The sequence below is a fragment of the Bacillus sp. FSL K6-2944 genome (assembly GCF_038005385.1).
Classification (GTDB): domain Bacteria; phylum Bacillota; class Bacilli; order Bacillales; family Bacillaceae_G; genus Bacillus_A; species Bacillus_A cereus.
On the sequence record NZ_JBBOTE010000001.1, the window covers coordinates 3,638,822 to 3,662,740 of the forward strand.

A 23,919-nucleotide genomic window follows, 5' to 3' on the forward strand; every position below is an offset into this window, starting at 1 on the left:
TTTAGTTTCCCCCTACAATTTCTCTCAATTTTTCTTCAATTACATGTATGTCATCACCTTGAAGTGGACGTGGATCAATATCAAAGAATCCTTGTCTTACTCCGTAATCACGTGTATAAATTGCGATTTCCCCTTCGCGTAATGCTGTCACAACGTCTTTTGCCGATTTATTTAACTCTTTTTCGTTAATATGAATACGGGCTCTAAAGATTGCTCTTCCAGCTTCATCTTGAACGATCGTTACATTTACACCATTTAATTCTTTTAGCGGCATAAGTACTTGTAGCAATTCTTTTTCTTGCTCGCTCTTATCTTCTTTTACTCCGTACTCATCAAGTGCTTGAAGTAAACCAAAAGTTGTTTCTTTCCCAACTTTCATGCTTCTTCCGATACAATGTAATTGCACTTTCAGCCATTCAATATACTTTCTTTTACCGCCCACAATACCAGAAGTAGGTCCTTCAATTGCCTTTGAACCGCTATAAATAGCAAGATCTGAATACTTCACATATTTTTGAATGTCTTCTTCAGCTGCTGCATCCACGATAAGCGGTACTTTATTTCGCTGCGCAACTTCCCATGCTTCTTCAACAGAAATCATATTTTTTTGCACGGCATGATGTGATTTTACATACAGAATTGCTGCTGTATTTTCACCAATTGCATCTTCAATATGCTCTGCTTTCCCTTCATTTGCATAACCAACTTCTACAAGTTTACCGCCGCCTAAGTAAATCATCGTTTCAACAGGAGCACCGTATTGAACGTTATGACCTTTTAACATAATCACTTCGTTTTTCGCGATTACTTCTTGATGAAGTCTTTCACTTTTACGGCGATTTCCTTCTGTAACGATACCAGCGATAGAAAGCGCAATTCCGCTCGATGCTGAATTCACAACGACCGCTGCCTCTGAATCTAGAATTCTCGCAATATAGTCTCCTGCTTTATCTACTAAATCAGCAATTTCCACATAATTTTGTCCACCATGTTTCATCGCATCCATTACTGTATCTGTAGGAGCAGATACACCTAAAATACTCATTCTACCGCTCGCATTAATTACTCTTTTTAATCCGTACTTAGCATTCAATGAATGACCCATTAATTACAACCCCTTTTGTATCAATTCTTTTTTTAGCAATGCGCTGGTCCCCTTCTGAATCGATTAACGTAATCTTCTCATCTTTCACCGTAAATAAAGTTAAGTTTGCAATATCGCCTTCTTGAATACGGCCAAGCTCTGGTTTCTTAAGCCACTCTGCCGCATTTTTCGTAACCGCATCAATCACTTCTTCTAGCGGATAACCTAAGTAAAGGAATTTCGAAAGAACGTGAGCCATACTATACACTGGACCGTGTATACGGTTCTTTCGGTAAATATCTGTACTAATTGTATGAAAGGCAATACCGTGACGCTTCGCTGCTTCTGCTACTTTAAAAGAAAAACTAGCATTACCGTGACCAACATCTAAATGTACGCCGCGATTCACTGCATCTAGTAACACAGGTAGCGGTTTGCCTTCTTCATCAAATAAATTATTTTCTTTCCCGTTTAAGTAATGTGTAATAACATCATCTTTTTCTAAAAGAGGTACAACTTCCTCAATGCGAGGAGGCGCTGAACCGATATGTACCATAATCGGTAATGATGTTTCACGGGATAAAGAGCGCGCTACATGCAGCGGTTCAATTCCACTATCACAAACGACGCTTTTACTCATTCTCGCCTTTAACCCAATGATTACATCTTTATACTTTTCTACTGCTTCTATCACTTTCTCTTTATCTATCCATTCCATATTGGATAATTCATCAATTCGTTTCAAACCGATGCGAGAAATATTTAAAAAGGCAAATAAATTTGTCTTTGCCTGTTCTCTACTTTTTACTAAATCTGCAATGCGATCAGCTCCGCAGCTACCCGCATCAACAATTGTCGTTACCCCTTGCTTAACACCAATTTCATCCACTTCATCGCCATACGGATCAAACTCTGGAAAAGCATGAACGTGTAAATCAATCCAGCCACTCGATACGTAAGTACCAGAGTAATCAAGAACCTTTCCACCCTCACCAGCACCAGCTTTCGTCACCTGTGCAATTTTATTATTTTCAATTACAATGTCAATCTCTTCCCCGTTCACACGTTTCACATTACGTAGTACGAATCGTTCTGTCATTGTACTTCCACCCTTTTCTATAAGAAGCCGTAAGAATACGCTTACATTAAAGTTTCATTTTATATCTCTTTCACACGTTTAGCGTAACACAAAAAAAGGGAGAAGTAAATATAACGTTATAATGTTTAAAAGCGAATAAAAAGATGCTCCTCCAAAATGCTAATAGTATAGGAAATTATATCAACGATTTTTTGAATATATCTATCATAACTTACAATATATCAACGATTTTTCAATTATATCTATCATAACTTATAATATATTAACGATTCGACAAAGAATATCGATTTACCGACAAAAAACGTCAATCCCTTTCTTATATATACGAAGAGGTTGCTCCAAACGGAACAACCTCTTTTTCTATTCCTGAACCGTCACAATAACCCCATCCATATTGTTCCCGGAAATTTCATACTGCTTGTTTGCTGGAACGTTCACTTTCATATTCTCAGAAACTTTATAATAAGAAACAGTATATTTCTTACCTTCGACTTCAGTTGAAATCTCTTTTTCCTCTTTTAAAAACTCTAAATATTCCTCTAGTGTGAAATTCTTTTTTTGCATAATTGCGCTATGAGGTAAGCCTACATAACGTATATGCCATGGCTCATATTGAATGCCTGTAATGTTACTTTTATTTTTCGGATAACGTAATACAAAGCCATGCTTCCATACGTTCTCTTCAATCCATTTTCCTTCAGGCGCTTTCTCCATTTTCTTTTGAGTAGACCCAATGTCCAGTGATAATCCTAAGTTATGTTCACTGTATCCTGCTGGAAGTGCATAATCAGATCCCATTTTTTCATATAGCTGTTTTTGCTCTTGGAAATCTCTATAGCCACTACTAATCAAAAAATGGTTAACACTTTCTTTTCCAGCCGCATCGACAACGTTCAAAAACTTTTTCACAACATCCTTTGATAAACGAAGATTTCTATCAAATATTACATAGCCTCTCACTAATTCAGTATTATGATTTACATTTATAATATCAGACCTAATACTATCTTTTTTTACTGGGTAATCCCTGTTAACTAATAATAAATCACCCTTATAAATTTGGTAACTACTCAGCCACCTTTCGGTGTCTTTTTTAAATTTTACTAGTTTCATATGCCTCCCATTTGTAAATACTGAGTATATCAAACAGGGGAGGTGAATCTTATGGTCGATCGAAAAATTATTTTAGATACATATAAAAAAGGACCTGAAGCTGTTATTTCTTTATTTGAAGAAACATTTTCTAAGTTAGAAAAACGTATACAAGAACTAGAAAATGCTTCAAAAAAAAACTCCAAAAATAGTCATAAGCCACCTTCTACAGATGGTTTGGGTAAGCCCGTTACAAAAAGTTTGCGCAAACCGTCTCATCGTCAAACGGGTGGCCAGTTGGGCCACAAGGGACATACTCTTGGTTTGACAGCGACTCCAGATCATACGATTACACATTCTCCTACATATTGTACTTGTTGTCATACTTCCTTGAACCACGAGCCTGTAAAAGGGTATCGCATTCGCCAAGTGTATGACTTACCACCTATTCAGATCGAAGTGACAGAACATAAAGTAGAACAGAAAGAATGCCCACATTGCCATTCTATCCAAGAAGCCCAATTTCCTTCGACAGTATCTCGTCCTGTTCAATATGGTCCAAATATAAAAAGACTGATTCCCTATTTAACGCATTATCAATGCATTTCTTTGAAGCGAACAAAAGAATTCTTTCAGGATTGTTTTGGACATTCTATAAGCGAAGGAACCCTGGTAAATCATACACAGGCTTTCGCTTCTCAATTGCAGCCATTCATAAAAGAAGTAAAGGAAAAGATTCTGCAGTCTCCTGTTGTCCATTTTGATGAAACTGGTATGCGTGTAGAAAACAAAACACAATGGTTACATACTGCCAGTACACCGGAGGTGACATTGCAACATATTCATCAAAAACGTGGAAAAGAAGCAATGGATGCTGGAGAAATCTTGCCATCTTTTTCTGGAATTGCGATGCATGATGGTTGGAAATCGTATGATGCGTATACAGATTGTCGTCACGTTTTATGTAATGCCCATCTCTTACGAGATTTACAAGGAATTATAGATAGTACTGGAGAACAATGGGCACAACAGATGCAGAAATTTCTAACGCAAGCGTTGACGATGAAAAAGCAATCCGAAGGTACCATGCCAAAAGCGACGCAAAAGAATCTGTTTATTATGTATCAATCCATATTGAAAGAACAACAGATTCTTTCCACGAAACAAAAGAAGAAAGGAAAGCAGACGCCTTCTCAAAATTTATGGAATCGCTTCGTCAAGTATTCTGACAGAATTCTAGCGTTTTTAGAACATCCAGCCATTCCATTTGATAACAATCAAGCAGAACGGGATATTCGGATGACGAAAGTAAAACAGAAAGTGTCTGGGACTTTCCGAAGTAAGAAAGGCGCAGAATCTTTTTGTCAGATACGAAGCTTTATGAGTACCATGAAAAAACAAAAACAATCGGTCTTACAAGCGATAAACCAAGTCATAGAAACTAGAACGGTTCCTTGGAATAACACGACTTCATAAGAGAATTTCTCTATTTGGCATAGATTCTTTCTCTGATTGGAGTATTTTCTTTTCATGTTTTCGAATCGGAAACATGTATTTGGCCTGTTTTTTTATTTGAAGAAGCTGAGTAGTTACTAAATTTGTTTCTTCGTAATCTCTTTCCCATCGGTGTTTGCCGCCTTTACTAGCTCATCTTTCCCGACAATTTTAACGTCGATTTCCTTTTGAAATAACGGTGATATATAAACGCCTACACATACTGTGCATACTATAAAAAAAGAAATAAATACCCACTTTTTCATTTCTAGTTCCTCCTTAACGTAACTTACGTATAGAATAGAAAAAACTATTAAAATAAAAAGTGGGGTAAAGTTTAAATTTTTATTAAATTGTTACATTCTCGTCTTTTGGCAATCGTACTTCAAATATCGTTCTAACTACATTGCTCTCAGCAGAAATCGTACCGTTATGTTGCTCGACAATATTTTTCGCAATAAATAGTCCAAGGCCTGTCCCGCCACGGTTCTCAGTTCTTGCTTTATCACCTGTATAGAACATATCAAAAAGATACGGTAAATCTTCTTCCGGGATGCTATCTCCGTAATTCATAATTTGTACGACAACTTCTCCATTATCAACATACCCATTCATATCAACAAATTGTCCATCATAGCCGTAACGAACGGCATTTGTTAACAAGTTTTCAAATACTCTAGCTAACAATTTTCCATCACCGTGCATCGGTAAATGAGGAGCCACATTCAATCTAGCTTCTAAATGATGTTTTTCTAATAACGGATACAATTCCTCCTCTAACTGTATAAGCAACTCACTTATATCAATCGGCTTTTTATCCAGCTTTAGCATGCCATAATTCATACGTGTAATTTCAAATAGCTCATCAATTAAACTTTCCAGTCTTTGCGATTTTGTATATGCAATTGTGGAGAAATGTTTAATTTGTTCTTTTGTTAAATTTTCATCTTTAAGAATTAAATCTAAATATCCTAACACGGATGTTAATGGTGTTCTTAAATCATGAGCTAAATTCACAACAAGCTGATCTTTACTACTTTCAGCAAAGTCTCCTCTTTCAACAGCTTCTTTTAACTTTTCACTTGCAACATTTATTTCACGCGCGATATTTCCAAACTCATCATTTGATGAAACTTGAACTTTATTCGTAAAGTTACCGTTCGCAAGATGATGAATCCCATTAGAAATTTCATCAAAGTATTTTAAATACGGTTTTGTCAAAAAGAAGAAAAAGATAATAGATAACGGAATAAAGAAAATTAAAAAGAAATTAATGTCTCCAAATTCCCTTACCATTGACCTAAATTGTGCTAAAGGCTCTTCGTAGCGAACCATCGTTTTATAATACAGCTGCAATCCTTTATAAATTATATAAGTTACAGTTGCTGCAAGTACCATACTTAATGCAAATAAGGCAATCATTTTAAATCGAAAACTTTTCATCATATTAGCCATTAAAAGTATAACCTACTCCCCACACTGTTTTTATTAATTTATCCTTTCTTTTATCTTCTCCAAGTTTCTTCCGCAACGTACGAATATGTACCATCACTGTATTTCCACCTTCATAATAATCGTCTGCCCATACGTGCTGAAAAATATTTTCTACATTGTACACTTTCTTCGGATGACTCGCTAATAAATATAAAATATCAAACTCTTTCGGCGTTAATTCAATTTGCTCACCATATACATCAACCGTCCTACGCTCGGGATTAATTACGACTCCGCCTAGTTCTAAAGCAGATTTACTCTCCGCTACTTTCGGTTGATTTAACGTAAAAAACCTACGCAGTTGTGCATTTACACGTGCAACTAATTCAATCGGTGTGAAAGGCTTCGTCATATAATCATCCGCGCCTAGTACAAGACCTGTCACCTTATCAAAGTCCGAAGTTTTCGCGCTTAAAAAAATAATCGGCATATGATGTTTCGTGCGAATTTGACGCGTCACCTCATACCCATCCATTTTCGGCATCATAATATCTAAAATTACCAAGTCGATTGGCTGCGTTTCAATAATATGAACCGCCTCTTCCCCATCCGCAGCCTTCACAACATGGTACCCTTCTTTTTCTAAATGTATCTCAATTAAATCAGCAATTTCTGCCTCATCATCCGCTATTAAAATTGAAATGCGCTTCATTTTACTCCCCCTTTTTCATTCCATTTTTATACGCTCGATTGTAAACTAGACTATCCAATTTGTACAATACAAAAAGGCTACTCGTTAGAGTAACCTTGGTAAATAAAATTATATCAGCAATTATTGAAATATATCGACTTACCGACAATGAACGACAAAATCCTCTCGCTATTTGCGGGCATCCTAATGAAACTTCCATTTACCGCTCAAACACAATCCGCTGCTTCGTAATTTCCGCCAATCTTCCGCGATCTACTTCATACTCAGCATCAACGCTTTGCGGCACCATCACTTTCCCGCCCTCAAGCGTCACTTCCGGCGAAATAATATCCTGCTCCCAATGTCTACTAGAAGCAGATATATCTCCTGGAATCGTAAAGTTAGGCAATGACGCAAGCGCAACATTTTGCGCTCGTGAAATCCCCATTTCTACCATACCACCGCACCAAACGGGTACGTTATGCTCCATACAATAATTATGGATCTGAACCGATTCTGTTAATCCGCCCACTCGCCCTGGTTTAATGTTCACAATTTGGCAGCTGCCAAGCGTAATCGCAACGCGTGCATCTTCTAAACTATGAATACTTTCATCTAAACAAATCGGCGTTTCAATTTTCTTTTGCAATTCCGCGTGATCGAGAAAATCGTAATCCGCTAACGGTTGTTCAATCATCATTAATTGGAATTCATCTAGTCGTTTCAGCCTCTCCGTATCCCCTAATGTATATGCTGAATTTGCATCTGCCATTAGCGGGATATGCGGAAACTCTTTACGAATTTCTTTCAATAACTCATAATCATGCCCCGGTTTTATTTTTACTTTAAAACGCTCGTATCCTTCTTCTGCGTACTTCTCGATTTGTTTTAACATAACCGGAATTGTATTGATCCCAATTACAACGCCGACTTCAATTTCAGACTTCGTTCCGCCAAGCAATGTCGCTAACGATTTCTTTTGACGTTTCGCATATAAATCCCAAACAGCCCCTTCAATTCCGGCCTTTGCCATTCGGTTTCTTTTTATATGTTGAAATAGACCCGGTACCTCATTCGGATGAGAAATTTCAGCCTTTAATAAATCCGGTAATAAAAAGTCTTGCAGTACATGCAGCGCCGTCTTCACCGTTTCTTCCGTATACCACGGTTCAGAGAACGCAACGACTTCGCCAAAACCAATGCACCCGTCTGTATCTTCTAATTCAATGACGATACTCTCACGCTTTTCGTAAGTCCCGTAGCTTGTAGCAAACGGGATTACGAGTGGCATTTCCGTTATATACAGTGTCGCTTTTTTTATTTCCACCTACATCTCCTCCACTAATTGTCTTAACTCTCGTCTTAACAATTTTTTCGAAGCGTTACGTGGTAATTCCTCTAAGAAACATGCTTTCTTCGGCACTTTATATTTCGCTAATTTCTCCTCGCAAAAATGAAGAATTTCTTCTTCTGTTACCGCCCCGCTTTTCACAACAAAAGCAGCTGGTACTTGTCCCCATTTGTCGTCAGACATACCGACAACGCCAGCTTCCGCTACTGCCGGATGGGAGAGTAACACTTCTTCAATTTGAGCTGGGTATATATTCTCTCCGCCAGAAATAATTAAATCACTGCGGCGATCTAATACGTATAAAAACCCTTCTTCGTCTAAATAACCGAGGTCGCCAGTATGAAGCCATCCGTTTTGAATAGTCTCTCGCGTCGCATCTTCACGGTTAAAGTAACCGCCTGTTACGTTCGGTCCTTTTACTACAATCTCACCTTCCGCAAATGGTGGCACTACTACGCCATCTTTTTCAATACGAAGTTGGCACTGAAATAGTGGTTTTCCAGCTGATCCTACTTTCGTTAACATGTAATCTGCGGATAACGTACAAATTTGCGAAGATGTTTCTGTCATACCGTACGTTTGATATACAGGAATTCCTTTTTCTACACATGCTTCTAATAGTGGTTTTGGCGCTGGTCCTCCGCCAAGTAACATGCATCGTAAAGAAGATGGATATGTCTCTGCCCCAAGTCGCTCTAATAAATCAGTTAACATTTTAGAAACGACAGAAATAATTGTTACTCCTCTCGTTTGAAGTGCTTTATGAATAAAATCAGCATCATATTTCGGAACGAGTAAAATGCGCATGCCATACATAATGTTTTTCATTAAAAGAGATAATCCGCCAACATGGAACATCGGCATGCAGGCTAACCAACAATCATCATCACGAATTCCTAAATTAAGCGACGAACCGACTGCGCTTGCCCAATGATTGCCGTACGTTAAAATAACGCCTTTCGGTTTGCCTGTCGTCCCAGACGTATAAATAATTGTCATCGCTTCTTCTAAAGAAAACTCTTCTTGTATAGAGGCTTCCTCTTTTGGTCCATTCATCACTTCGGCGAATGAATAAACAGGAACATCTTTAGCATCAAAATCTTGATCCGTTACTAAACAAACAACTTCAGCATCATCCATTTGCCAAAGTAGCTCTTCTCTTGAAAGACGCGTATTTAAAAGCACAGCTACTGCACCTACATAAGATAGGGCGTGAATAACTGTAATCATCTCCATACCATTTTTCATCAGAACAGCCACCTTTTGCCCTCGCTCCACTCCAACATGCGTGAGGTGTTCACAAACAGATACTACTTTTTCATGCAGCTCCATAAAAGTAACTTTCTCTTCCTCTATTTCAATTGCAGTGCGATCTGGTGTTAAAAATGCACGTTGCATTAACCAATTTGGCATCGTCTCCATCATTCATTCTCCTTTCATGAAAGAAAGAGACTTGATATGATATCAAGTCTCTTAGTTGTTTTGTTTCCGGTTTGGTCTTATCCAGCTACAGCAGCTAGAATGCTCGGTGGCTTCACTTCTTCCTACGAGGCAAAAAGCGCCTCTACGTCAGAAGCTCCATCCCCCTCACATTCTGAACGAGCTGCTTTCGCTTTTGGTTTCATCCAGCTACAGCGGCTAGAACAGTCGGTCGTTTCACGCCTTCCTATGAGGCAAAAAGCGCCTCTACGTCAGGAGTTCCAACGCCCTCTTGTTCTAAGCAAGCCGCTTCCGCTTTTGGTTTGATCAAGGGAAACGAGGGAATTGACCGAAGTCCGGACTGCGTTTTTCTTTGAATGCGTCGCGACCTTCTTTTGCTTCGTCAGTTGTGTAGTACAATAACGTTGCATCTCCAGCTAGTTGTTGAATACCAGCTAGACCGTCTGTGTCTGCGTTGAAGGCAGCTTTTAGGAAACGAAGTGCCATTGGGCTGTTTGCTAAAATTTCTTGTGCCCATTGTACTGTTTCTGCTTCAAGCTCTTCTAATGGTACTACAGTGTTTACTAAGCCCATATCAAGTGCTTCTTGAGCGTTGTATTGACGGCATAGGTACCAAATTTCGCGAGCTTTCTTGTGGCCTACCATACGAGCTAAGTAACCAGCTCCGTATCCACCGTCAAAGCTTCCTACTTTAGGACCTGTTTGTCCGAATACAGCGTTGTCTGCAGCGATTGTTAAGTCACATACGATATGAAGTACGTGTCCACCACCGATTGCATAACCTGCTACCATTGCGATAACTGGTTTAGGAATTGCGCGAATTAGACGTTGTAAGTCTAATACGTTTAAACGAGGGATTTGGTCGTCACCTACATATCCACCATGACCGCGAACTTTTTGGTCGCCGCCAGAACAGAATGCACGTCCACCTTCACCTGTTAAAATGATAACGCCAACATTTGCATCATCACGAGCTTGTGCAAAAGCGTCGATTAACTCCATTACCGTTTTAGGACGGAATGCATTATGTACTTCAGGGCGGTTAATCGAAATCTTTGCGATACCATTGTATGTTGAATAAATAATATCTTCGTAATTGCCTTCTTTTACCCATTCAATAGCCATTACAACTACCTCCTTGTATATTTCTGATCTCCTCTATAAGTGTAACTTCATTCTTAACTGAAAAAAGCATCACTGCATAGTTTTTAGAAATCCCTTTACTATTGTATCAAACTTTTCCGGTTGTTCCACATGAATTGCATGGCCAGCACCATCAATTTTGACAAATTTCGCGTCAGAGATGCATTTTCCAATATTTTTTAATATACGAAAGAACTTTTCATCATACTCTCCGTTCATTAAAAGAACAGGTATTTTTAAGTTTTTCAGCTCATCCCACCATGAAGGCTGAGCCCCCGTTCCCATGCCGCGCAAGCTATTTGCAAGTCCTTTTGGATTGTTAGCAAGTCGTTCTTTTCGCACCGCTTCTTGTACGTTTTTTGCTAAACGTTTTTGCGTTTCAAAAAGCGGAATATTTTCCCACATGGATACAAAAATTTCTATGCCTTCTCGCTCAATTTTATCGGCAAGTCGATCATCTTTTTCACGACGTTCTTTTCTATCCGCTTCGTCTTCGAGCCCAGCTGTACAATTTTCTAATAAAAGAGAGTGTACATAATCTGGATATAGACATGCCATCGTAATCGCCAGTCTTCCTCCCATTGAGTAGCCAAGTATATGTGCTTTTTCAATATGAAGGTAATCTAGTAGTTCTTTCATTTGCAATGCCACATTTCGGATATCATAATGCGCAACATCTTCAGGACTCTCCGTCTTTCCGTGCCCAACAAGATCCACTACAATAACTTGAAACTGCTCACTCCATGAAGAGATAAAAGAACGCCACGTTTCCATGCTTCCCGTAAAACCATGAAGAAGTAGAAGTGGTTCCCCGCTTCCGACTACTTCATATTCATACGATACACCTTGCAGCGTTACGTTCATTTTGATTCACCTTGCAACGATGTAGTAATTACGTCCTGTGTTTTTGCCCATAACGTACGGTGCAATGTTAAGTTTTCATCACGATTCGTACAAATTTCCACAACGTGTAAACCTTCTGTCGTCGTTCCTTTTCGAACTTCTTCTCGGAATTGCTCCCAACCATTTACACGGCTAAATGAACCGCCGTACATTTTGACAACATGCTCATAATCAAGTCCAATTGGTGTTCCAAATAATGATTCAAAATGTTCCTTTTTCTCATACTGTGGTAAGAATGAGAAAATACCCCCACCATCATTATTTACAACGACAATTGTTATATTTAATTCATGTAATTTCGCTGCTAACAGTCCATTTAAATCGTGATAAAATGATAAATCACCAATTACTAATACAAGTGGGTCGCAAATAACGCTTGCTCCTAGAGCTGTCGAAATGATTCCATCAATACCATTTACACCACGGTTTGCCATCACATGGATGTTTTTATCCGATGTGAAGAAGAATGAGTCTGTATCACGAATTGGCATACTATTGCTCGCAAATAACGTTGCGTCTTCTGGTAATACGCGCACAATATCTGTAATAACCTTTCCTTCAAATGCAGTTTCATATGTTTCCATTTCACGAAGTGTTTCCTTCGTTTTTTCGTTTATATGTTGCCACATTAGGGACCAATCATTCTTTTTCATAACTGGCATTTTTTCTATTAATGTCTTGCAGAATTCAATGTCACTTGCTTGCACAACTTCTGTCGCAACAAGAGCTGGATCTCTCCATTGTCCTGATTCATCGACAACGATATGAACTGCTTTCGTTTGTTTTTTTATGAACTGCGTTAATGATTTAGAAACAGGCATACCACCAAAGCGAATTAAAACGTCCGGTTTCCATGTTTCTTTTAACTGTTCATTTCGTAAAAATGTATCATAACAGTCAATTACCATCGTTTTATCGTGGTGTCCGCTACGAATATTAGAAAGTGGGTCTGCTAATATAGGATAGCCAGTTTTTTCAGCTAGTTGCGTTGCAAACATTGCAATTTCTGCATGACTATCATCTCCACAAATAATAAGCCCCTTTTCCATATGTGAAAGGCGCCCTACAAGAGAATCTACATATTCACTCGGCATCACCGCGTTTCCTTGCTGAACTACTCCTGTATATTCACTACGTCCTTTATCCCATAAGCTTGCTAGTGAGAAATCAGGGATAAGTGGCTCGCGAACTGGAAAATTAAGATGAACAGGACCCTGCGGCGCTAAACAAGCATTTGCTACTATACGCTGCGTCGTCATACGAGCGTAATGATACATCGCTTCACTTGCTTCTGGCAGTGCCATCTCTGTAAATTGTTTCACAAAAGTACCGTATAAATTAAATTGATTCATTGCTTGTGGTGCACCCACATCTCTTAATTCATGCGGTCTATCCGCTGTTAAGACGATAAGTGGGACCCTTGAATGAAAAGCTTCACATACAGCTGGATAATAGTTCGCTGCTGCTGTTCCTGACGTACATAATAATGCTACTGGGCGTTTTTTTGCTTTCGCAATACCGAGCGCGAAAAATCCTGCTGATCTTTCATCCACATGTAAATATGTGTTCATTCCTTCGTGTTGTTCCATTAGTAAAGCAATCGGCGTTGACCGTGAGCCTGGACTAATGACAACATCACATACATCTAGACGCGTCAGTTCATCCACGAACGCGCCTAAATAATATGATAATGCTTCTATATGATTGTTCATTTCATTAATTCCTCCAAAGCACCAAGCATCGGTCTAAACTTCAAACTTGTTTCTTCATATTCAAGCTGCGGGATTGAATCAATTACAATACCACAACCGGCAAATAAGGATGCTTTCTCGCCGTTTAATAATCCGCAGCGCAGCGCAACCGCAAATTCACCATTTCCTTCATCATCTATCCAGCCAATCGGTGCACCATACAACCCTCTGTCTAACAATTCAACATCACGGATCAGTTTCATCGCTTCCAAACGAGGTGTCCCGCCAAGAGCTGGTGTTGGATGTAATTCTTCTACCATTGTTAAAAGACTCGCATCGCCTTTTGCTTCTACAGGCGTATATAAGTGAATTAAGTTTTTCGTTGTTAATAAACCTGGGCTTTCCGGAATATTAACGTATTCGCAATGTTCATTTAGTACCGAGCGGATCATGTTAACAACATACCCATGTTCAGCTAAATTCTTTTCATCATGAAGAAGCGCATTACTATTTCGCTTACTTTCTTCTATAGAATGACCATGACCGATTGAACCCGCAAGACACATCGATGTAAATTTCTCATCTTCTTTGCGAATTAATCTCTCAGGCGTCGCTCCTAAGAAGCATGCTCCTTTATAATCAAAAGAAAATACGTAACAATCCGGTTGACCAATGCGAAGTGCTTCTAAAACAAGAGCAGAATCAATCGAATGATTCATCTCTACTTTTAGTTCCCTCGCCAATACAACCTTCTGCACGTTACCCTGCTTCATCTCATCTTGTACTTTTTCAATTGCTTTCATCCAGCCTTTCGGATCCACTTCTACTTTAGAAATAACAGTCAATTTCGATCCGTTTAGCGCACATTTACTCTCTCTCAAAATTTTCTCTTCTAAAGAAATCATTTCGTTATAAAGATTTTCTGCACAATCTGTTGCTGAAACAAATGTATTCATCGTTAACCATGCTTTTTCATTTTTTACAGTTAATAAAAATGCTGGTAGTGAAAATGTCGTATCTTTAAACTCTTTCCATAGGTCCGTTTTCTCTTTTTCTGGATCAAAGGAAAAACCACCAAATAAAAGCGGACCCGTTCCAAATTCATATTCATCTCTTTGGACAAATGCATTCTCTTTTACTTTCTCCCACTCGTCGCGAGCGGTTTGAAAGCGCTTATGAGAAGAATTTGCTATAGTGAAAACAGAGCCAATTCCTGCAAATATTACATGCTGAGCCGGGTCTGCAAAATAACATCTATTTTCGAATGAAATCCTTTTTCCTGCTGCATAGAACAGAAGCGGATCCACCCAGTCTATTTGTTTTACAAAACTAACCAATGTTTTTTCGTTAGTTGCACGCTTGATAGCTGCAATAAGAACTTCTTGCAAGCCTTTTTGTTTCGTTTGAATCACAATTGTCTCCCCCCTATGGGCGAAAAATAGTCATAATTACGCTTGATTTTAAGATACACCTCAAACGAAAGGCCTGTCAACGTTTAGCATTTCTGAGAAATTCACCTTCTCTTCCTAGAAAATAAACGTTGACACTAAATGATGCTTTTTCTACACTTAGTTGTGTACAATATGTGACCAAAGGAGGATTCAACATGGAAATGAACGTCAAAACGAATTCCTCTCCTACGGCGCCAAAGCCAAGTAAGCAAACAGGCTGGCGCATCTGGTGGAGTTTACTACGTCCCCATACATTAACAGCCGCTTTCGTACCTGTTTTCATCGGAACAGCATATTCGATGCAGGTCGGAGGTATAAATCAAATACATCTTCCTCTTTTCCTTATGATGCTTCTTGCTTGTCTTCTCATTCAAGCAGCAACAAACATGTTTAATGAATACTTTGATTATAAAAGAGGACTCGATCACGAAGGTTCAGTTGGTATCGGCGGCGCTATCGTTCGCGATGGCATTCAGCCAAAAACAGTGCTTAACTTAGCATTTGGATTTTTCGGCATCGCAATACTATTAGGTGTTTATATTTGTATAAATTCTAGCTGGTGGCTTGCTGCAATCGGTCTTGTTTGTATGGCCGTTGCTTACCTTTATACAGGTGGCCCACTTCCAATTGCATATACACCATTTGGAGAGTTGACAGCCGGATTATTTATGGGTGTCATTATTATTGGGATTTCATTCTTTATTCAAACTGGAACTGTAACATCAGAAGTCATTTTACTATCTATTCCAAGCTCCATTTTAATTGGTGCCATTTTACTAGCCAATAATATTCGTGACTTGGATGGCGATAAAGAAAACGGTCGTAAAACGTTAGCAATTCTCGTTGGACGCGAGCGAGCGGTTGGTGTACTTGCTTCGATGTTCATCGTTTCCTACATTTGGACAATTGCTTTAATTATCGTGGGCATCGTATCACCATGGATGCTTATCGTATTTTTAAGTGCGCCGAAAGCATTTAAAGCGACGAAAGGCTTTATCGGCAAAAGCATTCCGATGGAAATGGTACCTGCGATGATTGCAACAGCAAAAACAAATACAATCTTCGGTTTCCTAATGGGAATCGGATTATTACTTGGATACTTTCTATAAAAGGAGCTGCTTATGCGGCTCCTTTTTCATATCTAAAATTCATCTCATAATTCCTACTCTCAACGCTCATACTATGTAAAGAAACTGAATTGTAGGAAGGTGGACGACTATGTTAACTCCACAACAAGTAGGTCAATTTAAATCCATTTTAGAAAAACAAAAACAAGAACTAGAGCAAACGATACAAACTCATGAAAATACAGATCGTGCTTCTGAACGTGACTCAGTAGGAGAACTGTCTAGCTATGACAACCATCCAGGTGATATGGCTACAGAGCTATATGAACGGGAAAAAGACTTCGGGCTTATTGAACTTTGGCATAAACAGCTTGAGGACACGAAACATGCCTTGCAAAAAATAGAAGCGGGTACGTACGGCATTTGCGAAGTGTCTGGCGAAGAGATTCCATTTGAAAGATTGGAAGCAATGCCGACTGCTACAACATGCATCCAGCACGCGACAAATAAGTTAAATATGAATACACGACCAGTTGAAGAAGAAGTGTTGTCTCCTTCTTTCCACAAGCATGATGAGGACAATTCTGTTGAGTACGATGTGGAAGATGCGTGGCAAGATGTCGCAAATTACGGAACATCTGAAACGCCGTCTGATTTAGAAAGACAAGATTCAAAAAACTATAATGGCATGTATGTAAATAGTGAAGAAAACGTAGGCTACGTGGAGGATTTTGAAAACTTTATCGGTACGGATATGTACGGGAAAAACCCACAAGTTTTCGCTACAGAAGAGCATGAAGAATATGAACAAATGCTTGATGATTTTGAAGAACGTACCTTCAAAGGTGAATTATCTTCAAATGAATCTAGTTCCAAAGAATAAAAAAAAGCATTCCGAAAATCGGAATGCTTTTTATCGCTAGCTAATTAGTTTTTTGTAACGTTAGCAGCTTGTGGTCCACGGTTACCTTCAACGATTTCGAAAGAAACTTCTTGACCTTCTTCTAAAGTTTTGAATCCGTCACCTTGGATAGCTGAGAAGTGAACGAATACATCGTCTCCACCTTCAACTTCGATGAAACCGAAACCTTTTTCGCTGTTGAACCATTTAACTTTACCTGTTTGCATGTCATGTACCTCCTAAATAAAAATGAAACTATGAATCCACATGAAAAGGTGGATATAAAGGACATGAATGTATAACAAGCTTACAGCCTTTAATTCAACGTGCTTTATTTCCGTACCACATTATGTAGCTCAATAGTGATTTCACTATATCACGCTATATCCAAAACGTCAAATGAGAACACTTTCATTCCACCATTTTTTTATAATTTTAATATAATGTTGAATTTCCATATTCATATATTATCCCGCCATTTGCGGACAGCTTGATTAGCGGGAGCTGATAATCAGTTTTGGTTGGTTCCACTTTATTTGAAAATTAACAAAACTAAAGTATTCTAATCCTACTAAATTCTGTACAATATAAGTATCTATTACATACGAGGTGAAAAAAATGAGAGCACATGAAATTGAGTATAAGTTATATGGCGATGATATGCAGTTTGTTGAAATTGAGTTAGATCCAGAAGAAAGCGTGATCGCAGAAGCTGGTGCAATGATGATGATGGAAGATTACATAGAAATGGAAACAATCTTTGGTGATGGTTCTGGCCCATCTGGAGGTTTATTCGGAAAATTAATGGGCGCTGGTAAACGTCTCGTTACAGGCGAAAGTATGTTTATGACTGTATTTACAAATACAGGTCACGGCAAACGCCACGTCTCATTTGCTGCTCCTTATCCTGGTAAAATTATTCCTGTAGATTTAACAGAGTATCAAGGAAAAGTAGTTTGTCAAAAAGATGCCTTTCTTTGTGCCGCAAAAGGTGTTTCCATCGGAATTGAATTTACGAAAAAAATAGGAACTGGTTTCTTCGGTGGTGAAGGTTTCATCATGCAGAAACTTGAAGGTGATGGCCTTGCTTTCATGCACGCAGGTGGAACTGTATATAAACGTGAATTAAAACCTGGTGAGAAACTTCGCATTGATACAGGTTGTCTCGTTGCCATGACAAAAGATATTAACTATGATATCGAATTCGTTGGTAAAGTAAAAACAGCTCTATTTGGCGGCGAGGGTTTATTCTTCGCAACATTAGAAGGTCCTGGAACAGTTTGGATTCAGTCCTTAACACTTAGCCGCTTAGCAGCACGCCTTACAAGCCCAGCAGCGCAAAGTACCGGCGAAGGTAGTGTATTAGGTGGACTTGGTCGTTTATTAGATGGGAAAGAGTAAAAAGGGCCCTTATGTAGGCATGGCCATCAACTAATAAAATAATAAACTTAAAACACCCTTGCTTGCAGTAATGCAGTGAAAGGGTGTTTTAAGTTACGTCTACAAACGAGAAAAAGCAGTTAAAATAAAGTAATAAGGTTTACTTCAGGAAAATAAGGTATATTATATTTGTTGAATAGATTCTCTTTAGAGACAAGAAAAGTAGGTGAACAAAGTGGGAAAATATCAATTGGATTCCAAAAGTCAGGTAGCTGTGGCAAAGTTCCATGAAAAACAGAAACCTGCCAAATTTGATAAAAAGCAACAACTTGAAAAATTGCGTACGGAGTATTTGAAAAAGAAGCAAAAACAAACAGATAAATAATACGTTTTGTTTTTCAAATTTTTCTGTATATAGTGTAAACAAACACAAGAAAATAGGTAAGTTATTCATCGTTCAAATATATACAGGCTATTTTTTCAAACCTCTTACTTATGCAACTAACGCATGCGTCAGTTCATTAAGAATAACTAAAAAAGTCGATTCCTTGAGATGAAAAAGAGTAAACAGTGCCCTTATCAGGCACTGTTTTATTTTGACGTTATAATTTCCTCCACTGATTTAGATAAGCGATACAAGCTATTCCCCACCTCCAAAAGAATGAATCAAGTTCCTCACTGCATATATTAAACTATACTTTTTCTTAAGGAGGGCTTCCTTAATGCGTACTCCTTTATCCTTTGATAAAGACACTGCCATACTGTTAGCTTCTTGTTGTGAGTTAACGTATGAACAATATAAACAAAATGGCATTTTCGAAATACCAGATGGTTTTCAATATGTACAAGGGTTTCAAGGAAAGGCCATTCAAACAACAGAATGGTTCGGATTTATATTAGAATCTGAGGATACAATTATTGTTGCCTTCAGAGGCACTCAAACAGATCCAGATTGGATTATTGATTCTCTCGTCAATCAAAAACCTTATCCTTATGCTTTAAATGGCGGAAATGTCCATAACGGTTTTCTCTCTATTTATGAGTCTTGTCGTGATTCTATTATGGATATGCTCGTATCATTGCCAGCACATAAAAAACTGCTAGCTACTGGGCATAGTCTAGGTGGCGCGCTTGCCACATTACACATATTAGATGCACGTATAAATACTGCCTTCGCACAGTATGGACTTTATACATTCGCTTCTCCAAAAGTAGGAGATATCGCTTTTCGAAATTATTATAAACTACAAGTAGCTAGTAGCTTTCGTTTCGTCAACTTGTTCGATGTCGTCCCACTTCTCCCTCCCCGAAACATAAATTTTAATGATCATGATTGGGAGTATGCACACGTCCATCACAACATGACATTTACAAAAAACACAAAATCCATTACAAATAATCATTCCATTACAACATACAAAACATGTCTGACTTCTCATTTTTAACCAGTAAACAATTGGAAATAAAATATTCGTATACTATAATAATGTATGAAGTTATTTTTGGATGAGGGGACCTTACATGTTAAAATTTATCTTCGCACTTTTTCTTATTGTAATTTTTACGGTTACAGGTTTCTTTACATTTTCATACTTTGCGACAGGAGAGTATGATGGGGCAGGTATCATATATACCACTGTTCCATTTCTTTCTTAAGCAAAATAAATAAAACGAGCTTAATTTTATTAAGCTCGCTTTATTTATTAATATCCATTTTTGTTGGTAAATCGATAATATATCTCCCAATATAGCAACCTCTTTAAAACTGTTTAACTGCATTACCGATACCCCAAATTTCATTACTGTACTGCAAAATCGTTCGATCGCTCGCAAAATGACCAGACTGTGCAATATTTAAAATAGACATTTCTAGCCACTTCGTTCGGTTCTCATAAGCTCTACCAACAGCTTCTTGTCTTTCAGCATACGGACCAAAATCTCGCAGAACGAAATATTCATCGTTTTGAATAACGAGAGAATCGTAAATCGCTTCAAATTCAGCTCCCGATTGTGCAAAGAAACCATTTGTTAATTGATCAACTACTTTTTTAATGTGCCTATTGTGGTGATAATAATCACTTGCACGATATCCACCATTTTGATAGTAATGAAGAACCTCTTCCGCTGTTAAACCGAAAATAAAACAGTTATCCTCACCGACCCGGTCTTTTATTTCAACGTTAGCACCGTCTAGCGTTCCGAGTGTAATCGCACCATTCATCATAAATTTCATATTACCTGTTCCCGATGCTTCTTTACTCGCCGTTGAAATTTGTTCACTTACATCCGCTGCTGGGAATATATCTTCAGCTAAAGAAACTCGATAGTTTTCTAGAAAGATAACTTTCATATATTGACTGACATACGGGTCATTATTTACTTTTCTTGCGAGTTCATTTATTAATTTAATAATTTTTTTCGCGTAATAATAGCCAGGTGATGCTTTCGCTCCAAAAATAAAAGTACGCGGATAAAATGTAAAACTAGCATCCTCTTTCAAACGGTTATACAAATATAAAATATGAAGAACATTTAATAATTGTCGTTTATAAGCATGTAATCTTTTCACTTGCACATCAAAAATAGAATTTGGATCAATGGTAATCCCCATTGTATTATGAATACGCTCCGCTAAAATCTCTTTACGCTCTTGTTTTACCTCTGCAAATTTCTCTTGGAAACTCGCATCATATTGAACTAATTGTAGCTCTTGAAGCTTAATCGGTTCTTTCTTCCACTCCGTTCCAATCGCCTCTGAAATGAGATTTGTTAACTGTGGATTTGCTTTCATAAGCCAGCGCCTATGAGCAATTCCATTCGTCTTATTATTAAACTTATCTGGATAAAATTCATAAAACAATCGCATTTCCCGCTGCTTTAATATTTCCGTATGAATTTTTGCTACACCGTTTACGCTATGGCTACCGACAATCGCTAAATGAGCCATTTTCACAAGGTCATGTGCAATAATCGCCATTGCTTCAATACGATCCCACTCATATGGATACTGTTCCCACAGTTCATGACAGAAACGTTCATTAATCTCTTCAATAATCATATAAATTCTCGGTAATAACGGTTTAAAAATGTGAATTGGCCACTTTTCGAGCGCTTCTGATAACGTCGTATGATTCGTATAAGAAATCGTCTGCGTCGTTATGTGCCAAGCTTCTTCCCATGCTAACTTTTCTTCGTCTAGTAAAATACGCATCAGTTCCGGAATTGCTAAAACCGGATGTGTATCGTTAATGTGGATCGCAATTTTTTCATGTAGTTGACGAAGGTCACCATATCTTTCTCTATACATTCGAACGATATTTTGCAAACTTGCTGATACGAGGAAATACTGTTGTTTTAAACGAAGTATTTTTCCCTCATCATGCGTATCATCTGGATATAAAAACTCCGATACAGCCTCTGTTTCACGCTTATATTTCAAAATATCTTTGCAGTTTTGCGGGAAAGGAACTGGTTCAGCATTCCAAAGTCTAAGTGTATTTACAGTACTCGTCTCATAGCCAACTACCGGCACATCATATGGCACGGCCATAATGACTTCTGCATTTGTATGCCTAAACTCTAAACGCCCGTCAATTTCTAGCGGTTCAACACTGCCGAAATAACTTACTTCTACAGCTTGATCATACCTTCTTACTTCCCATACGTTTTCATGAAGAAGCCACTGTTCTGGAAATTCAACTTGATAACCATCAACAATTTTCTGATCAAACAAACCATGTTTATAACGAATTCCACAGCCATGTCCTGGTAAGTTTAAAGATGCGAGTGAATCGAGAAAACAGGCTGCTAAGCGTCCAAGCCCACCATTACCAAGGCCTGCATCTGCTTCCACTTCTTCTAACTCTTGTAACGAAATCCCTAGTTCAGATAACCCCTGCTCGCATACATCTCGAATACCTAAATTCAAGATGTTACTTCCAAGCAAACGTCCAAGCAAAAACTCAATAGACAAGTAATACATTTGCTTTTGCTCTCCGGATCGATAACTCTCGTTCGTTGCAATCCATTGACTATTCATATACTCACGTACCATATGGCCGAGTGTATTATATTGATCACGAGTTGTAGAATCTTTAAAACTTTTACCATACATCGTCTCTAACTTTTCTAGAAAAGTTGATTTAAAACTTTCAACATGAGTAAACATTTTTTCACCACCTACATGTTATTCCATGAGACTTTTATACAATTCCTTATAAGCAAGAGCCGATTGCTCCCAGCTATAATCTTCAGTCATCGCTTGTTTTACAAGCTGCTCCCACACTGGTTTATCATGATAGAATTCAATTGCACGATGAATCGTATGCAGCATGTCATGTGCATTAAAATTCGTGAAACTGAAACCATTTCCTTCTCCAGTTTCTTCATCATAAGAATGTACCGTATCGTTTAACCCACCTGTTTCTCTTACAATTGGAATCGTACCGTATGCTAATGCGATAAGTTGTCCAAGTCCACACGGTTCAAACAGCGATGGCATTAAAAACAAATCGCTTCCCGCATACACTTGGTGAGCTAATTCTTCATTAAATCCGATATAAACTTTTACCTTCTCCGGATACTCATATGCCATCCACTCAAAGAATTGCTCATATTCCGAATCACCTGAACCTAAAATAATACATTGTACATCTTCTTCCATTATTTCGCGGAATACAGTACGTACTAAATCAAGACCTTTTTGCTTCGTTAATCTCGTTACCATTGAAATAATTGGTGTATCCTCTTTTTCTGGCAAACCAAAATAACGCTGCAAGGCGCGTTTATTTTCACTCTTTTCATATAATGAATCTGCATCATACTGGGCCTTAATATACGAATCCGTTTCTGGATTATATACGCTCGTATCAATACCATTTACAATGCCGCTAAGCTTATCATTATATTTTCGCAGTAATCCATCTAACTTCTCACCGAAAAATTCATATTGAATTTCTTCCTTATACGTCGGGCTCACCGCTGTAATTTGATCCGAAGCAATAATACCGCCTTTCATAAAGTTTACGTTTCCATAAAACTCTAGCTGCTCACTATGAAAATATTCATCACCAAGCTCTAACAAGTCGTACATCACTTCAGGAGGAAATACTCCTTGGAACTGCAAGTTATGAATTGTATATACCGTTTTAATACGCTCATATAACGGGTTATCTTGATACTTTTCACGAAGTAAGAAATTAACCATAGCCGTATGCCAATCATGGCTATGAAGAACATCCACTTCAAAATCAAGGTGCGGAATACACTCTAACACTGCTTTTGAGAAATAAGAAAAACGCTCTCCGTCATCATAATGACCATACAGAGAATCTCTCTTAAAATAATATTCATTATCTATTAAGTAATACGTAATTCCGTCTTGCTCACCTTTTAAAATTCCACAATATTGATTTCTCCACCCAAGAGGGACGTTAATTACTTTATGTAACGTACATCCATCTCTTAACTTTTGCGGAATGAGACTATAATTCGGAAGTATAATACGAACGTCCACTCCTAATTTTTTTAGCTCTTTTGGGAGCGCACCCGCTACATCAGCTAATCCTCCCGATTTCACAAACGGTACACATTCTGATACTGCAAATAAAATATTCACTTGTTGTCCCACTGCGCGAAAAGTTTTTATTACTCCTCTTGCAGCTTCCTCCCTTCGAGTTTTCATTTAAATTAAAACTTT

21 protein-coding genes and 1 pseudogene are annotated in these 23,919 nt (G+C 38.2%); 7 read left to right on the forward strand and 15 right to left on the reverse strand.

Features of this window, described 5'->3' with window-relative positions:
* Window position 1: 1 nt before the first annotated feature.
* From MHH55_RS18605 to MHH55_RS18615, 3 genes are all read right to left on the reverse strand, one after another.
* Window positions 2-1,105 (reverse strand): DgaE family pyridoxal phosphate-dependent ammonia lyase, encoded by a 1,104-nt coding sequence (locus MHH55_RS18605; RefSeq protein ID WP_078187173.1) that lies wholly within the window; start codon window positions 1,103-1,105, stop codon window positions 2-4.
* Window positions 1,083-2,183 (reverse strand): amidohydrolase/deacetylase family metallohydrolase, encoded by a 1,101-nt coding sequence (locus MHH55_RS18610; protein ID WP_078187172.1) that lies wholly within the window; start codon window positions 2,181-2,183, stop codon window positions 1,083-1,085. The genes MHH55_RS18605 and MHH55_RS18610 overlap by 23 nt, the downstream gene beginning before the upstream one ends.
* Before the next feature lie 360 nt (window positions 2,184-2,543).
* Entirely contained in the window at window positions 2,544-3,326 is a 783-nt protein-coding gene (locus MHH55_RS18615) for a M15 family metallopeptidase (RefSeq protein ID WP_438284847.1), read from the reverse strand.
* A 21-nt stretch (window positions 3,327-3,347) separates the two neighbouring features.
* Between MHH55_RS18615 and tnpC the strand changes: the two genes are divergently transcribed.
* The gene (tnpC, locus tag MHH55_RS18620) at window positions 3,348-4,751 is read left to right on the forward strand and encodes an IS66 family transposase (RefSeq protein WP_100910632.1); all 1,404 of its coding nucleotides are present in this window, start codon (window positions 3,348-3,350) and stop codon (window positions 4,749-4,751) included.
* A 119-nt stretch (window positions 4,752-4,870) separates the two neighbouring features.
* On the opposite strand, the pseudogene MHH55_RS18625 reads toward tnpC, so the two are convergent.
* From MHH55_RS18625 to MHH55_RS18665, 9 genes and pseudogenes are all read right to left on the reverse strand, one after another.
* A pseudogene (locus MHH55_RS18625) lies at window positions 4,871-5,035 on the reverse strand (D-Ala-D-Ala carboxypeptidase VanY); the annotation flags it as partial.
* A gap of 82 nt (window positions 5,036-5,117) precedes the next feature.
* Window positions 5,118-6,224 (reverse strand): sensor histidine kinase, encoded by a 1,107-nt coding sequence (locus tag MHH55_RS18630; protein ID WP_000002598.1) that lies wholly within the window; start codon window positions 6,222-6,224, stop codon window positions 5,118-5,120.
* Window positions 6,217-6,915 (reverse strand): response regulator transcription factor, encoded by a 699-nt coding sequence (locus MHH55_RS18635; RefSeq protein WP_078187028.1) that lies wholly within the window; start codon window positions 6,913-6,915, stop codon window positions 6,217-6,219. Before MHH55_RS18635 ends, MHH55_RS18630 begins: the two co-directional genes overlap by 8 nt.
* Window positions 6,916-7,114: 199 nt before the next feature.
* Window positions 7,115-8,221 carry an o-succinylbenzoate synthase gene (menC, locus tag MHH55_RS18640; protein ID WP_078187030.1) on the reverse strand — a complete coding sequence of 369 codons (1,107 nt, stop codon included), beginning with the start codon at window positions 8,219-8,221 and terminating at the stop codon, window positions 7,115-7,117.
* Window positions 8,222-9,667, reverse strand: a complete 1,446-nt coding sequence (locus MHH55_RS18645) for an o-succinylbenzoate--CoA ligase (protein WP_139362473.1) — start codon at window positions 9,665-9,667, stop codon at window positions 8,222-8,224.
* A 324-nt stretch (window positions 9,668-9,991) separates the two neighbouring features.
* Window positions 9,992-10,810, reverse strand: coding sequence for a 1,4-dihydroxy-2-naphthoyl-CoA synthase (gene menB, locus MHH55_RS18650; RefSeq protein WP_000963881.1), 819 nt, complete (start codon window positions 10,808-10,810; stop codon window positions 9,992-9,994).
* 69 nt (window positions 10,811-10,879) lie between these two features.
* The gene (menH, locus tag MHH55_RS18655) at window positions 10,880-11,692 is read right to left on the reverse strand and encodes a 2-succinyl-6-hydroxy-2,4-cyclohexadiene-1-carboxylate synthase (RefSeq protein ID WP_078187032.1); all 813 of its coding nucleotides are present in this window, start codon (window positions 11,690-11,692) and stop codon (window positions 10,880-10,882) included.
* Complete coding sequence (menD, locus tag MHH55_RS18660; protein WP_078187033.1) at window positions 11,689-13,443, reverse strand: 2-succinyl-5-enolpyruvyl-6-hydroxy-3-cyclohexene-1-carboxylic-acid synthase; 1,755 nt, start codon at window positions 13,441-13,443, stop codon at window positions 11,689-11,691. The genes menH and menD overlap by 4 nt, the downstream gene beginning before the upstream one ends.
* Window positions 13,440-14,834 carry an isochorismate synthase gene (locus MHH55_RS18665; protein ID WP_016123513.1) on the reverse strand — a complete coding sequence of 465 codons (1,395 nt, stop codon included), beginning with the start codon at window positions 14,832-14,834 and terminating at the stop codon, window positions 13,440-13,442. Before MHH55_RS18665 ends, menD begins: the two co-directional genes overlap by 4 nt.
* Before the next feature lie 194 nt (window positions 14,835-15,028).
* On the opposite strand from MHH55_RS18665, the gene MHH55_RS18670 reads away from it, so the two are divergent.
* Together MHH55_RS18670 and MHH55_RS18675 are read left to right on the forward strand one after the other, a co-directional pair.
* Window positions 15,029-15,982 carry a 1,4-dihydroxy-2-naphthoate polyprenyltransferase gene (locus MHH55_RS18670; protein ID WP_000425766.1) on the forward strand — a complete coding sequence of 318 codons (954 nt, stop codon included), beginning with the start codon at window positions 15,029-15,031 and terminating at the stop codon, window positions 15,980-15,982.
* Window positions 15,983-16,091: 109 nt separating this feature from the next.
* The gene (locus MHH55_RS18675) at window positions 16,092-16,823 is read left to right on the forward strand and encodes a yteA family sporulation protein (protein ID WP_078187034.1); all 732 of its coding nucleotides are present in this window, start codon (window positions 16,092-16,094) and stop codon (window positions 16,821-16,823) included.
* Between the two features lie 44 nt (window positions 16,824-16,867).
* On the opposite strand, the gene cspD is transcribed toward MHH55_RS18675, so the two are convergent.
* Window positions 16,868-17,068 carry a cold-shock protein CspD gene (gene cspD, locus MHH55_RS18680; protein WP_001193054.1) on the reverse strand — a complete coding sequence of 67 codons (201 nt, stop codon included), beginning with the start codon at window positions 17,066-17,068 and terminating at the stop codon, window positions 16,868-16,870.
* A 391-nt stretch (window positions 17,069-17,459) separates the two neighbouring features.
* On the opposite strand from cspD, the gene MHH55_RS18685 reads away from it, so the two are divergent.
* The 4 genes from MHH55_RS18685 to MHH55_RS18700 all read left to right on the forward strand — a co-directional run bounded on the left by MHH55_RS18685 (window position 17,460) and on the right by MHH55_RS18700 (window position 19,877).
* A complete protein-coding gene (locus MHH55_RS18685) occupies window positions 17,460-18,242 on the forward strand; it encodes a TIGR00266 family protein (protein ID WP_025709976.1) in 783 nt (260 codons plus the stop codon).
* Window positions 18,243-18,456: 214 nt separating this feature from the next.
* The gene (locus tag MHH55_RS18690; RefSeq protein WP_000521639.1) at window positions 18,457-18,606 is read left to right on the forward strand and encodes a hypothetical protein; all 150 of its coding nucleotides are present in this window, start codon (window positions 18,457-18,459) and stop codon (window positions 18,604-18,606) included.
* A gap of 337 nt (window positions 18,607-18,943) precedes the next feature.
* On the forward strand, window positions 18,944-19,666 hold the full coding sequence (locus MHH55_RS18695) for a lipase family protein (RefSeq protein ID WP_001260111.1): 723 nt from the start codon (window positions 18,944-18,946) through the stop codon (window positions 19,664-19,666).
* A 76-nt stretch (window positions 19,667-19,742) separates the two neighbouring features.
* Window positions 19,743-19,877 carry a hypothetical protein gene (locus tag MHH55_RS18700; RefSeq protein ID WP_000911075.1) on the forward strand — a complete coding sequence of 45 codons (135 nt, stop codon included), beginning with the start codon at window positions 19,743-19,745 and terminating at the stop codon, window positions 19,875-19,877.
* A 103-nt stretch (window positions 19,878-19,980) separates the two neighbouring features.
* Here the strand turns inward: MHH55_RS18700 and glgP are convergent, their stop codons facing one another.
* Together glgP and glgA are read right to left on the reverse strand one after the other, a co-directional pair.
* The gene (glgP, locus tag MHH55_RS18705) at window positions 19,981-22,389 is read right to left on the reverse strand and encodes a glycogen phosphorylase (RefSeq protein ID WP_078187035.1); all 2,409 of its coding nucleotides are present in this window, start codon (window positions 22,387-22,389) and stop codon (window positions 19,981-19,983) included.
* An 18-nt stretch (window positions 22,390-22,407) separates the two neighbouring features.
* Window positions 22,408-23,838 (reverse strand): glycogen synthase GlgA, encoded by a 1,431-nt coding sequence (gene glgA, locus MHH55_RS18710; RefSeq protein ID WP_033666648.1) that lies wholly within the window; start codon window positions 23,836-23,838, stop codon window positions 22,408-22,410.
* Window positions 23,839-23,919: the final 81 nt, after the last annotated feature.